The sequence below is a fragment of the Nonomuraea antri genome (assembly GCF_013283785.1).
Classification (GTDB): domain Bacteria; phylum Actinomycetota; class Actinomycetes; order Streptosporangiales; family Streptosporangiaceae; genus Nonomuraea; species Nonomuraea antri.
The window spans coordinates 1-13129 of record NZ_JABCPZ010000068.1 but is presented as its reverse complement, the minus strand read 5'-3'; the positions used below and the strand labels follow the sequence as shown (position 1 = coordinate 13129).

Below are 13129 nucleotides of genomic sequence, written 5' to 3'. Positions count from 1 at the left end.
GATGGCACGCCCTTTCCTCCCTTGATCGGAAATCGCCGGTGCTGAAGCGTTTCGAGGCCGCGCGGCTGGTTCTGGCGGTCGTGCTGGCCGCCGCGCCCACGGTCGCCGACGTCGTGCTGGGGCGGCCGTGGTGGTCCGGGGTCCTGCCGGAGACCGGCGGCCCGCTCCGCCCGCTCGACCTGGCCGTGGGCGCGGGCGCGCTGGTGCCGCTGGTGCTGCTCGCCGTCGTCCTGCGGCGCAGGCGGGTGGTCGTCCGGGTGGTGGCGGGGGTGCTGCTGGCCGTCGCGGCGGCGGGGGTCTTGGCCTCGCTGACGTCCCGGCCCGGCGGCGACCACCTGCCGGCCCGGCTCGCCGCGCTGCTGCCGAGCGAGGCCTCGCGGGCCGTCCTGGCCGAGCGGATGGGTCTCGACCCCGCCCCGCTGGTCCTGCCGGGGATCTCGCCGCTGTGGTACAGCGCCGCGTTCACGCTGTCGGCCGTGCTGCTCCTGGTGCGCCTGCGCCCGCCGCGGCGGCGTCCGGCACCGCTGCCGGTGCGCTGGGGCCCTTCGCTGGTCGCCTGGGGTCTCGCGCTGGTCATGATCGCCTTTTCGGCCGCGACGATCTGGTTCGGCACCTCCGAGTACTCGACGTCGGTCATCCAGAATCCCGGCGTCTGCGCGGGCCTGTGGCTGTACTTCGACCTGCTCTACGTCGTGTTCGTGCTGCAACAGGTCCCCGGGCTGGTGGTCGCCGCGGTCGCGTTCGCGGGCTGGGCGCTGCTGGCCCGCAAGGGGTACGTGCGGTGGGGCCGGGCGCTGGGCTGGGTGGCCGCCGGCCACGTGGCGGCCGACGCCGTGTTCGCCCTCGGCCTGGCCGGGATGGACGTCGCACTCGCCCCCGGATGCGAGACGCAGTGGGCCGGGTTCCTTGACGGCCCCTCCGCCGTCTGGCGCGGCTATGAACTGCTGACCGCCGCGCTGATCGTCTTCGCGGTCCGCGTGCGCCGTCCCGGCCCGGTCCACCGGGGCGCGATCTCGCGCGCGGTGGCGGCGCTGGCCGTCGTGACGCTGCTGGCCGGGCTGCTCGAGGCCGGCGGCGTCCGCGGGGAGATCACCCTGGAGACGGCCGAGACGTGCGAGCCGGGGCGGACCACCGACGCCGAGCGCGAGAGCGCCTTCGTCTGCGAGGTGCGCCGCAGCTACGGCAGCGGCCTGGCCGAGCGGTACGCCCACACCCCCGACCAGAACCTGGTGACGATCGGCCGCCGCCTGTGCGAGCAGCGGATGCGCGGCCAGGACGCCCCGGCGGGCGCCGACGAGCGCCACTGGGGGCTGGCCGAGCTCCTGCCCGTGCTGTGCGGCGACGTCGAGCGGCGCGAGGCCGAGGAGGAGGAACGGCAGCGGCAGGAGAACGAGCGCTTCATCGCCGCCGCGAAGCGGCGCTGCGCGGCCCTGCCCAGGCATCGCCCGCGCATCTTCACGGTCACGGCCGGGCGCGGCACCCTGTGGTCGGAAGCGGGCGTGCTGGAGGTCTACGAGGGCGACGAGGGGCCCGACGGCGACCGGTTCCCCGCCATGGAGCACGCCTACACCAACGGCCTGGTCGGCTCGGCCCCCGACAACCTGGCCGTGCTCACCGCCGACGAGGCCATGCACGTCTGCGTCACCGCCGAGTCCTACCGCACCCGGCCGCCGGTGGAGCTCAAGGGGTGGGAACGTGTCGTCGAGGTCGGCTACCACAGCAAACGCGGCTGGCTCGTCTTCACCGACGGCATCGAGCGCATGCCCGTCCTGACGCCGGCGGGCCCGGGACACTACCGGGTCCGGGTGCACATGCGCGGCGCCGAGCGGCCCAGGTCCGGCGAGGGCGCCGGGCAGGAGTTCCTGGTCATCGTCTACCCGGGCAAGGACCAGCGCACCCGCGTGCTCAAGTAGCCGCTCACACCGCGGGCAGGCGCAGCACGAACCGGGCGCCGCCCGGCCGGTCCTCCACGCGGATCTGGCCGCGGTGCGCCATCGCCACGTCCCTGGCGATGGCCAGGCCCAGCCCGGTGCCGCCGGCGTCGCGGCTGCGGGCGGCGTCCAGGCGGGTGAAGCGCTCGAAGATGCGGGCCCGGTCCGCCTCGGCGATCTCCACGCCGTCGTTCTCCACGGCCAGCACGGCCATGTCGTCCTCCCGGTACACCAGGACGTCCACCCGGGTCTCGGCGTGCCGTTCGGCGTTGTCGAGCAGGTTCGTCAGCACCCTGGCCAGTTGCAGCCGCACGCCCTCGACGGCGACGCCGTCGGCCAGCGCCGCGCGCACCGGGATCTTGTCGTGGCGCACGGCCAGCTCCTGGTGCACCAGGTCGGCCAGGTCCACGCGTTCCCTGGCCATGTCCACCCGGGAGCCGATCCTGGCCAGCAGCAGCAGGTCGGTGATGATCGCCTCCAGCCGGTCGGTGTCGCGCAGCGCGCTCTCCACCAGGGCCTGGACGTCGGTGTCGTCCGGGTAGAGCTGCGCGCTCTCCAGCTGCGCGCGCAGCCCGGCGATGGGGGTGCGCAGCTCGTGCGAGGCGTCGGAGGCGAACTGGCGCTGCTGCTCGGCCGAGCGTTCCAGCCTGGCCAGGGTGCCGTTGATCGAGCGGGCCAGCAGCGCGACCTCGTCCTCGCCGTGCGGCTGGGTGACCCGGCGGCTGAGGTCGCTGGCGTTGACCTCGTCCAGCTCGGCCCGCATGGCCGCGACCGGGCGCAGCGCCCGCCCGGTGACCAGCCAGGTGGCCCAGGAGGCCAGCCCGATGAGCGCCGCCACCTGGGAGAAGACGATCACCTCGAGCATGCGGGTGGACAGCACGCTCGGGCTGCTGCGGCCGGCGTACACGACGGGCGCGCCGGCGTCCGTGGCGGACAGGACCGCGGTCAGGTGCAGGCATTCGGTCGGCAGGCAGTTCACGTCGTCGACCAGCCGCCGCTCGGGCGTGGGCCGCACGTCGCCGAGCACCGGCAGGTTCCTGGCCGCGTCGCTGCTGGACAGCACCTGGCCGTCGGCGCTCACCACCTGGATGAGGTCGACCGACGGGTTGGGCACCGGGATGGAGGCGCCCAGCGGCAGCAGCCCGTCGCGCAGCTCGGCGGCCACGCGCTCGGCGGTCTCCCTGGTCTCCCTGAACACCGACGCCGTCACCACCGACCTGGCCACGGCCACCCCCGCGACGCCGACCGGGATCAGCACGAGGGCCGCGACGACCGTCGCGATGAGGGTGACGCGTCCGCGGAGGGACTTAGCCAGGGGTGACACTTACTGAGGTTACAAACGGTGATTGCAGCGATTTGCCCAGTGAGGGGAAAGTTTCGGCCAACCTGTCAGTCCTGCTGGAGCCAGGCGGCGGTGTCCGGCGGGATGGCTCCGTCCGCGGTCAGCGGGCCGCTGGCCAGCAGCACCTCGCCGGGGACGCGGACCGGCTCGTCGCCGGTGTTGAGCACCACGACCAGGCCGGGGTCGCGCCCGATGACCAGCACGTCCTTGGGGGCGTCGAGCCAGGTCAGCGTGCCTCCGCCGAGGGCCGGGTGGGCCTTGCGCAGCCTGAGCGCGGCCCGGTACAGGTTCAGCGTGGAGGCGGGGTCGTCCTCCTGCGCCTCGGCCGACAGCGTCGCCCACGACTCGGGGATCGGCAGCCACGGGTCGCGCCAGCCGAGGCCGGGGGAGCTGGTCCACGGGATCGGCACCCGGCAGCCGTCGCGGCTCTCGCCGGTCCGCTTGAACGCCGGGTCCTGGCGCAGCTCGTCCGGCAGGTCGAGCACCTCGGGCAGGCCCAGCTCCTCGCCGTTGTAGAGGTAGGCCGAGCCGGGCAGGGCCAGCATGAGCAGCGTGGCGGCGCGGGCGCGGGCCGGACCGCCGTGCCTGGTGACGTGGCGCGGCTTGTCGTGGTTGGACAGCACCCACGTGGTCGGCGCGCCGACCAGCTCGGACTCCTTCAGCGCCTTCTCGATGACGGTGCGGAAGGACTTGGCGTGGAAGTCGGCGAGCATGAAGTCGAAGTTGAACGCCTGGTGCAGCTCGTCCGGGCTGATGTAGCGGGCCAGCCGCTCGGGGGAGGACACCCACGCCTCGGCCACCGCCATCCGCCCGCCGGGGTAGGAGTCGAGGATCGGCCGCCACTCGCGGTAGATGTCGTGCACGCCGTCCTGGTCGAAGTACGGCAGCACCTCGTCGCCCAGCAGCTCGGCCTGGCGGCCCTCCTTGGGCCCCACGTCGGGCAGGCCGGCGGCCTTGACCATGCCGTGCGCGACGTCCACGCGGAAGCCGTCGACGCCCCGGTCGAGCCAGAAGCGCAGGATGTCGCGGAAGGCGGCGCGCACCTCGGGGTGGTCCCAGTTGAGGTCGGGCTGCTCGGGCGCGAACAGGTGCAGGTACCACTGGCCGTCCTCGACCTGGGTCCAGGCCGGGCCGCCGAAGATGGACTCCCAGTCGTTGGGCTCGTCGCGGAAGATGTAGCGGTCGCGCAGCCCGGCCTGGAACCAGGGGTGCCGGTCTGAGGAGTGGTTCGGCACCAGGTCCACGATCACCCGGATGTCCAGCGCGTGCGCGTCGGCGACCAGCGCGTCGAAGTCGGCGAGCGTGCCGAACATCGGGTCCACGTCGCGGTAGTCGGAGACGTCGTAGCCGCCGTCGGCCATCGGCGAGGGGTAGAACGGGCTCAGCCAGATCGCGTCCACGCCCAGGTCGCGCAGGTAGCCGAGCCGGCTTCGGACGCCCGCCAGGTCGCCGGTCCCGTCGCCGTCGGCGTCGGCGAAGCTGCGGGGATACACCTGGTACACGACGGCGTCGCGCCACCAGTCGTCGTTGCTGAGCAGGCTGTTGCCGAGCATGGTCGTCCTTCCCCCGGGATGCCCCAAGATGCGGGTGATGTCTGTGCAGCTTGACGCGGCGGCCGCGGATGGTCAAGCGCAAGTTGCGGAAAGTTGCAAATCCTGAAGATCTCCAGGATCGGCCTCGTTTGCTAGGTCAGCAGGCTCTGCGTAGGGTCTGGATCCGGTAACTGTCTTTCGCAAGTTCTTCCAAAACTTGCAAAGAGCCGCTAACGTCCCGGACTCATAAGCCGCGAAAGCGGTGAAAAGCGGATCTTTCAGCGGCGGCGCGTGGAGGCGCCGCCGCTTCTTTCAGGAGGTCTCATGCGCATGCGGGCTCTGGGCGTCGCCGCCCTCGCCTCCCTCGCGTTCGCCGCCACGGCGTGCGGCGGCGAAACCCCGGCGGCGGCCCCGTCGGCCGCGCCCACCGGCTCGGCCGAGGCGTCCGCGCCCGCCGGGCAGGGCAGCGGCAAGCTCGTCATCTGGGCCGACCCGAACCGGGTCAAGCCGCTCCAGCCCTTCGCCGAGCAGTTCGGCACCGACAACGGCGTGAGCGTCGAGGTCAAGGAGATCAGCAAGGACAACCAGATCACCTTCCTCAACGCCTCGCAGCAGGGCAGCGGCCCGGACATCGTCATCGGCGCGCATGACTGGATCGGCAACATGGTGCAGAACGGCGCCATCGACCCGGTCAACCTCACCGAGGAGCAGAAGGCCTCCTTCTCCCCGATCGCCCTCAAGGCGGTCACCTTCAACGGGCAGATCTACGGCGCGCCGTACGCGGTGGAGAACCTCGCCCTGATCCGCAACACCGAGCTCGTCCCCGACGCGCCCGCCACGCTCGACGACATGATCGCCACCGGCAAGAAGCTCAAGGCCGACGGCAAGGTCAAGGAAGCGCTCTGCCTGCCCGTCGGGCAGAAGGGCGACGCCTTCCACGCCTACCCGATCTTCGCCTCCGGCGGCGGCGCGCTGTTCGGCACCACCCCGACCGGCGACCCCGACCCCAAGCAGGTGCTGGTCGGCTCGCCCGAGTCGATCAAGGCCTTCGGCAAGCTCAAGGAACTCGGCGAGAAGGGTGACGGCGCGCTCAAGACGTCGATCACCAACGAGAACTACATCGTGAACTTCGCCGGCGGCAAGTGCGCGTTCCTGGTCTCCGGCCCGTGGGCCATCAGCGAGATCAAGAAGGGCGGCATCTCCTACGACATCACCCCGGTCCCGGCGTTCAAGGACGGCAAGCCCGCCACCCCGTTCGTCGGCGTCCAGTCGTTCTTCGTCGCGTCCAAGGGCAAGAGCAAGGCCCTGGCCCAGGAGTTCGTCGCCAACTACGTGACGAACAAGGACGTCGCCAAGGCCCTCTACCAGGCCGACCCGCGGCCCCCGGCGCTGACCGCCGCGCTCGACGAGGTCAAGGCCGCCGACCCCGACGCCGTCAAGTTCATGGACGCGGGCAAGGACGGCTTCCCCATGCCGGCCATCCCCGAGATGGCGGCCATCTGGGAGCCGTTCGGCATCGCCGAGCAGGCCGTGGTCAAGGGCGGCGACGCGGCCAAGGCCGCCACGGCCGCGCAGAAGGCCATCGACGGCTCGCTCAAGAACTGACGACATGGCTGTGGACGTCCGTGCGGCCGCGGAGACCCCGGTGTCTCCGCGGCCCCGCCGGGAGATCACCACCGCGTTCGTGGTGAGCAGGATCGCGGTGCTCGCCGTGGCGGCAGCGATCCTGCTCTACGCGGTGCCGCCGCTCGTCACCGCCGAGTCGTGGGTGTCGCTGACCCTGCTCGGCCTGGTCACGGCGGCCATCGCCTACCTGTATCTGACCCGCCGCTTCATCCCGGCCAAGTACCTCATCCCCGGCACGATCTTCCTGCTCGCCTTCCAGGTGTTCCCGGTCGTCTACACGGTGACCACCGCGTTCACCAACTTCGGCGACGGCCACCGCGGCGACAAGCAGGAGGCGATCGTCGCCATCGAGACCGGCTCGGTCCGTCAGGCGCCGGGCTCGCCCGAGTACAGCCTGACCGCCGCGCTGCGCGGCGAGGAGCTGGTCTTCCTGCTGGTCGACCCCAAGACCAAGCAGGCCCAGGTGGGCACCCCCGACGGGCTGGCCCCGCTGCCCGGCGCCCGGCTGGGCGTGACCGGCAAGGTGCAGCAGGCGCCCGGCTACACCGTGCTCAAGGCGCCCGAGGCCGCGGCCAGGGGCCAGGAGATCTCCGCGTTCGCCGTGCCCACGCCGGGCGGCGTGATCAAGGCCAACGGCCTGAGCCGCGCCGTCGAAGGACGGGCCGCGCTGGTCTACGACGCCGGCTGCGACTGCGTGCGCGGCAACGGCGACACCTGGACCGCCGACGAGGGCCAGGGCTACTTCGTCAACGCCAAGGGCGAGCACCTGGCGCAGGGCTGGCAGGTCAACGTCGGCCTCGACAACTTCACCCGGGTGCTGACCAACCCCACGATCTCGGGCTACTTCCTGAGCGTGTTCGGGTGGAACGTCGTCTTCGCGCTGACCTCGGTGCTGGCCTCGTTCGCGCTCGGCATGGGCGTGGCGCTGGCGCTGCACCACCCGCGCATGCGCGCCACCAAGGCGTACCGGATCGTGCTGATCCTGCCGTACGCGATGCCGTCGTTCGCGATGCTGCTGGTCTGGCGCGACATGTTCAACCAGGACTTCGGCCTGATCAACTCGCTGTTCGGGCTGCACGTCGACTGGCTCGGCCAGACCGGCACCGCCAGGCTCGGCGTGATCCTGGTCAACCTGTGGCTCGGCTTCCCGTACATGTTCCTGGTCACCACCGGCGCGCTGCAGGCGATCCCGCGCGAGCTGACCGAGGCCGCCGCCATCGACGGCGCCACCCCGGTCAAGGCGTTCCGCCGGGTGACGCTGCCGCTGCTGCTGGTCGCGCTCACGCCGCTGCTGATCTCGTCGTTCGCCTACAACTTCAACAACTTCAACGCGATCGCGCTCACCACCGACGGCGGGCCGTTCCCCACCGAGAGCCCGCAGGTGGGCCGCACCGACCTGCTCATCACCTACACCTTCAGGCTGGCGTTCGGCGCCGGCGGCGCGCAGTTCGGCTTCGCCGCGGCGATCTCGGTGTTCATCTTCGCGATCGTGGCCGTCATCTCCACCGTGGCCTTCCGCAGGACACGCAAGCAGGAGGAGGTCTACGCGTGAAAATCGCGCTCAGACATGTTTTCGTGCTGGTCGTGTGCGTGTTCGCGCTGTTCCCGATCCTGTTCGTGGTCTCCGCGGCGATCAACCCGCTGGGCACGCTGGCCTCCACCGACCTGGTGCCCACCGGGGCGAGCCTGGACAACTTCGTCCACCTGTTCTCCTCGGAGACGTACCCGTTCGCGCGGTGGTTCTTCAACTCGGTGTTCATCGCGCTGACCGCCTCGTTCGCCAGCCTGCTGCTGTCGATGTGCGCCGCGTACGCCTTCAGCCGCATGCGCTTCGCCGGCCGCCGGATCGGGCTGCTCGCGCTGCTGCTCATCCAGATGTTCCCGCAGTTCCTGGCCATCGTGACGATCTTCATGATCTTCACCGAGGTGACCGAGCTGTACCCGGCGTTCGGCTTCGACACCGTGTGGGGCCTCATGCTGCTCTACCTGGGCGGCGCGCTGGGCGTGAACACCTGGCTGATGAAGGGCTTCCTGGACACCGTGCCCAAGGAGCTGGACGAGGCCGCCACCGTCGACGGCGCCACCCACGCGCAGATCTTCTGGCGGATCATCATGCCGCTGGTCACGCCGATCCTGGCGGTCACCGCGCTGCTGGCGTTCATCGGCACGATGAGCGAGTTCATCATGGCCAACGTGTTCCTGCGCGACCCGGAGAGCAAGACGCTGGCCGTCGGCATGTTCGGCATGATCGCCGGTGACCACCGCAACGCGAACTTCGGCATGTTCGCCGCGGGCACGCTGCTGACCGCGGTTCCGACCGTGGGTGTGTTCCTCTGGTTGCAGAAGTACATCGTCTCCGGCCTCACGGCCGGGGCTGTCAAGGGATAGGTGCCGTGCGTCATCTCCACGAGCCGCATCACGACGGCTCGGCCCTGTACGTCTCCACGGCCGAGCCCGCGCTGGGCGCGCCGGTGACCGTCTGGATCCGCGCGCCCCGGGCCGCCGGGGTGACGGCGGTGCACGTACGGACCGTGTACGACGGCGAGCCCCGCTACACCGCGGCCGCCGTCGACGCGGCCCGCGCCGGCGCCACCGGCTACGGCCGCACCGACGTGTGGTGGAAGGCGGAGATCACCGCCGTCAACCCGGTCACCCGCTACCGGTTCCTGCTGCACACCGGCACCGGCCAGCGCTGGCTGACCGCGGCCGGGATCGCCGGCCACGACCTGACCGACGCGAGCGACTTCCGCCTGGTCTGCCACCAGGCCCCACCGGCGTGGATGTCCGACGCGATCGTCTACCAGATCTTCCCCGACCGGTTCGCCCGCTCGCGCCCGATGCGGGACCTGCCGGACTGGGCGCTGCCGCGCGACTGGGACCGCGACCCGGTGATCCCCAGCGGCCCCGGCACCGCCGAGCAGTTCTACGGCGGCGACCTGGACGGCATCGCCGAGCGCCTGGACCACGTCCAGGGGCTCGGCGTGAACACCGTCTACCTGACGCCGATCTTCCCGGCCCGCTCCAACCACCGCTACGACGCCGCCAGCTTCGAGCGGGTCGACCCGCTGCTCGGCGGCGACGAGGCGCTGCACCGCCTGTCGGCCGCGCTGCACGCGCGCGGCATGCGGCTGCTCGGCGACATCACCACCAACCACTGCGGCGACACCCACGAGTGGTTCACCGCCGCCGTGTCCGACGTGCACGCGCCGGAACGGGAGATGTTCTACTTCGACCCGGAGACCGGCGACTACGAGTCCTGGTGGGGCGTGAAATCGCTGCCCAAGCTCAACTGGGGCAGCGAGCTGGTGCGCTCCAGCATGCGCGCGGTGCTGAAGAAGTGGCTCGGCCCGCTCGACGGCTGGCGCGTGGACGTGGCGAACATGACCGGCCGGCTCGGCGGCGCCGACCACAACCACGAGGTCGCCGCCGACCTGCGGCGCAGGCTCGGGCCCGAGGCCGCGTTCATCGCCGAGCACAACCACGACGCCACCCAGGACCTGGACCGCGACGGCTGGCACGGCACCATGAACTACGGCGGCTTCACCCGCCCGGTCTGGGCCTGGCTGCGCGGCCCGGAGCTGGACCTGGAGCACTTCCTCGGCGTCCCTGGCGGCGTGCCGGCGCGCGACGGACAGGCCACGCTGGCCACGTTCCGCGCGTTCGCCGGGCAGATGTCCTGGCGCTCGCTGACGCACTCCTGGCAGCTGCTCGACTCGCACGACTCGCCGCGCATCCGCACCGTGACCGGCTCGCGCGAACGTCACCTGCTGGCGCTCGGCCTGCAGGCCACGCTGCCCGGCACGCCCATGGTGTTCGCCGGCAGCGAGTTCGGCCTGACCGGTGTCAACGGCGAGCACTCGCGTACCCCGATGCCCTGGAACCGGCCGCACGACCAGGACCGGGACACGCTCGCGGCCTACCGCGCCCTGTTCGGGCTGCGCGCCGCCGAGCCCGCGCTGCGCCACGGCGGGCTGCGCTGGCTGCACGCCGACGCCGACCATCTGGTGTTCGCCCGCGAGACGTACGCCGAGACGCTGCTGGTGTCCGTCCGCCGGGCGCCGGGAACGCCGGTCGAGATCGGGACGCAGGCCGAAGGGGTCTACAATGCCCCGGACGGCGACGTGATCCCCGGTGAGGGGCCGTCGTTGCGAATCTGGCGTGTCTCACGGTGATCACGCTACGGTTGGCGCCTGCCTGTTCTGATTTCAACTAGATAGTGGTGGTGTGTGCTCTGATGAGGTTGCTCGCAGTGGCCGTCATGGCGTCGTTGCTCCCCGCCGTACCGGCCTCGGCTTCCACCCTGGCGGGCACCACGTACTACGTCGACTCCAAGTCGGGCGACGACGCCGCGGCCGGCACCGGCGAGGCCACGGCGTGGAAGTCGCTCGACAAGGTCAACGCCACCGAGTTCAAGCCGGGTGACGTGATCAACATCAAGCGCGGCAGCTCCTTCGCCGCGCCGCTCACCCTGTCGGCCAAGGGCACCGCCGCCCAGCCCATCGTGCTGCGCCCCTACGGCTCGGGCGCGCTGCCCAAGATCAGCGGCAAGGACGGCGACTGCGTCGACATCAAGGGCAACTACTGGCGGGTCAGCGGGCTGCGCGCGACCGGCTGCCGCTGGGCGGGCTTCACGATCTCCGGCGACCGCAACACGCTCGACGGCGTCCAGGCCGACAAGAACATCACCGGCGTCTTCGTCACCGCGTCCGGCTCGCGCAACACGCTCAAGAACAGCAAGCTGATCGACAACAACCTGATGAGCGTCAACGACGAGGGCGGCGACAACGACTCCGGCGCCTTCGGCGTGCTGCTCAACGGCGACGACAACCTGGTCACCGGCAACACCATCACCGGCAGCTACGCCAAGAGCAAGGACTACGGCACCGACGGCGCGGCCGTGGAGATCTTCAACGGCGACCGCAACCGCGTCACCCACAACATCGCGCGCAACAACGAGACGTTCACCGAGCTCGGCGCGCAGAAGGGCAAGACCGCCACCGGCAACGTCTTCGCCTTCAACGTGGTCACCTCCTCGCGCTCGCGCGGCTCGTTCCTCATCACCCGCGGCTCCAAGCACGTCGTCGGCCCGGTCAAGGGCACGGTCGCGGTGCACAACTCGGTGTACCTGCCGGCCAAGGACACCATCGGCTGGTCCTGCCACGACGGGTGCGCGCCGTCCATCCTGAAGCTGCGCAACAACGTGATCGTGGTCGGCGGCGAGGCCGGCTGGGAGGACGGCAAGGGCGCCGACGAGGGCGGCAGCGTCTACCAGGGCCGCACCGCCAGGTTCAAGCTGGGCCCCAAGTCGGTCATGGCCGACCCGAAGTTCGTCTCGCGCACCGACCTGCGGCTGCGGCCCGGCTCCCCGGCCATCGACCGCGGCCTGCCCCTGACGCCGGTCTGGTTCGGCGGGGCCGCGCTGGCCAAGGACCTCAAGGGCAAGGCCCTGCCCGCCGCGCCCGACGCGGGGGCCTACCAGAACTGATCCACGAACTCGCCCGTGTGCCGTGTCGAATCCCGGCCCGCCCGTTCGACGCTCCGGTAGAAACGGAGTCCGAGGCGGACGAAGGAGGAACGTGGCACATGGAGTGGAAGATCGAGGTCATCCCCATCCCGGTGACGGACGTCGAGAAGGCCAAGGCGTTCTACGGCGAGAGCCTGGGGTTCGTCGTGGACCATGACACCCAGGTGAGCCCCGAGATGCGGATCGTGCAGCTGACCCCGCCCGGGTCCAGCTGCTCCATCGTGCTCGGCGCGTCCGGCACGACGCCCCCTGGCTCGCTGCAGGGGGTGCAGATCGTGGTGGACGACATCGACGCGGCCCGCGCGCAGCTGACCGGGCGCGGGGTCGAGGTGAGCCCGGTACGGCACTACGCCAAGGACGGGACCCTGGCGGAGGGCAAGGGCGGGCGGTGGAACTCGTTCGTGTTCTTCAACGATCTCGACGGCAACGGCTGGGTCCTGCAGGAACGCCCGTCCGGCGAGGACTGAGCCTGGTCTGAGCCGGGTCTGAGCCTGGTCTGAGCAGGGACTGAGCGAGGCTTGATCAGGGCAGGCGCGGCCGGGCGCCGTCAGCGGGGTCCGGCCGCGGTCCAGCCGGCGGCGTGGCGGTTCCAGGCCGCCAGGCCGCCCGGCATGGGCCAGGCGCGGGTGCGCTCGGGCCCCGCGGGCGGCTCCGCGGGCCGGTCGGACAACCCCTGGTAGCGCCGGGCGAGGGCCTGACGCGCGCCCACCGCCTGGTTGATCACCTCCCGCTCCAGCGACGCCACACTGGACCCGGCGGCGGACTCGGAGGCGGCGGCGGCTCTGTGCAAGGCCAGCAGCGGCGGCTCGACGGCTTCGGCCAGTGCCGCCGCCAGCCGGTCGTGCCCGTCGAGCACCACGTAGGCGTCCAGGCCGCTGATCCACCACAGCAGCACCGGCGGCAGCGTCCCGGCTCGCGCCGCCGCCCGGTAGGACGTGACCTCGGCGTCGCCGGGCCCGGGCAGCGGCCGTAGCGGCACCACCTGGCCGGAACCGCTCGGGATCCAGCCGAGATACCCCTCGGGATGCCCGTCGGCGAGCAACCGCGCCCACTGCGGCCCCGGCGCCCGCCCGGGGGAGCGGGCCAGGCAGGGGGCGTCCGGGCCGATCGTCCAGCGCCCCTGGTGCAGCGGGCCGTGCGGGACCAGCTCGCGCGCGAACCACCCGGCCCACCC

The 13129-nt window shown here is 71.6% G+C and carries 10 protein-coding genes; 7 read left to right on the top strand and 3 right to left on the bottom strand.

The window, feature by feature from the left end; genetic code table 11:
- Nucleotides 1-38: 38 nt before the first annotated feature.
- Nucleotides 39-1913, top strand: coding sequence for a hypothetical protein (locus HII36_RS22825; RefSeq protein WP_173525267.1), 1875 nt, complete (start codon nucleotides 39-41; stop codon nucleotides 1911-1913).
- A gap of 4 nt (nucleotides 1914-1917) precedes the next feature.
- Here HII36_RS22825 and HII36_RS22820 read toward each other — a convergent pair whose 3' ends face one another.
- Nucleotides 1918-3255 carry a sensor histidine kinase gene (locus HII36_RS22820; RefSeq protein ID WP_173525266.1) on the bottom strand — a complete coding sequence of 446 codons (1338 nt, stop codon included), beginning with the start codon at nucleotides 3253-3255 and terminating at the stop codon, nucleotides 1918-1920.
- 65 nt (nucleotides 3256-3320) lie between these two features.
- Nucleotides 3321-4826 carry a glycoside hydrolase family 13 protein gene (locus tag HII36_RS22815; protein ID WP_173525265.1) on the bottom strand — a complete coding sequence of 502 codons (1506 nt, stop codon included), beginning with the start codon at nucleotides 4824-4826 and terminating at the stop codon, nucleotides 3321-3323.
- 303 nt (nucleotides 4827-5129) lie between these two features.
- On the opposite strand from HII36_RS22815, the gene HII36_RS22810 reads away from it, so the two are divergent.
- The 6 genes from HII36_RS22810 to HII36_RS22785 all read left to right on the top strand — a co-directional run bounded on the left by HII36_RS22810 (nucleotide 5130) and on the right by HII36_RS22785 (nucleotide 12422).
- The gene (locus HII36_RS22810) at nucleotides 5130-6410 is read left to right on the top strand and encodes a sugar ABC transporter substrate-binding protein (RefSeq protein WP_173525264.1); all 1281 of its coding nucleotides are present in this window, start codon (nucleotides 5130-5132) and stop codon (nucleotides 6408-6410) included.
- Nucleotides 6411-6414: 4 nt separating this feature from the next.
- Complete coding sequence (locus tag HII36_RS22805) at nucleotides 6415-7983, top strand: ABC transporter permease subunit (protein ID WP_173525263.1); 1569 nt, start codon at nucleotides 6415-6417, stop codon at nucleotides 7981-7983.
- On the top strand, nucleotides 7980-8819 hold the full coding sequence (locus tag HII36_RS22800; RefSeq protein WP_328807828.1) for a sugar ABC transporter permease: 840 nt from the start codon (nucleotides 7980-7982) through the stop codon (nucleotides 8817-8819). The genes HII36_RS22805 and HII36_RS22800 overlap by 4 nt, the downstream gene beginning before the upstream one ends.
- Nucleotides 8820-8824: 5 nt before the next feature.
- Nucleotides 8825-10603 (top strand): glycoside hydrolase family 13 protein, encoded by a 1779-nt coding sequence (locus HII36_RS22795; RefSeq protein WP_173525262.1) that lies wholly within the window; start codon nucleotides 8825-8827, stop codon nucleotides 10601-10603.
- A gap of 62 nt (nucleotides 10604-10665) precedes the next feature.
- Entirely contained in the window at nucleotides 10666-11916 is a 1251-nt protein-coding gene (locus HII36_RS22790) for a right-handed parallel beta-helix repeat-containing protein (RefSeq protein ID WP_236003766.1), read from the top strand.
- Between the two features lie 98 nt (nucleotides 11917-12014).
- Nucleotides 12015-12422, top strand: coding sequence for a VOC family protein (locus tag HII36_RS22785; RefSeq protein ID WP_173525261.1), 408 nt, complete (start codon nucleotides 12015-12017; stop codon nucleotides 12420-12422).
- A gap of 80 nt (nucleotides 12423-12502) precedes the next feature.
- Here HII36_RS22785 and HII36_RS22780 read toward each other — a convergent pair.
- Nucleotides 12503-13129 (bottom strand): hypothetical protein (locus tag HII36_RS22780; RefSeq protein WP_217369833.1); only part of this gene is annotated, 627 nt, incomplete at its 5' end.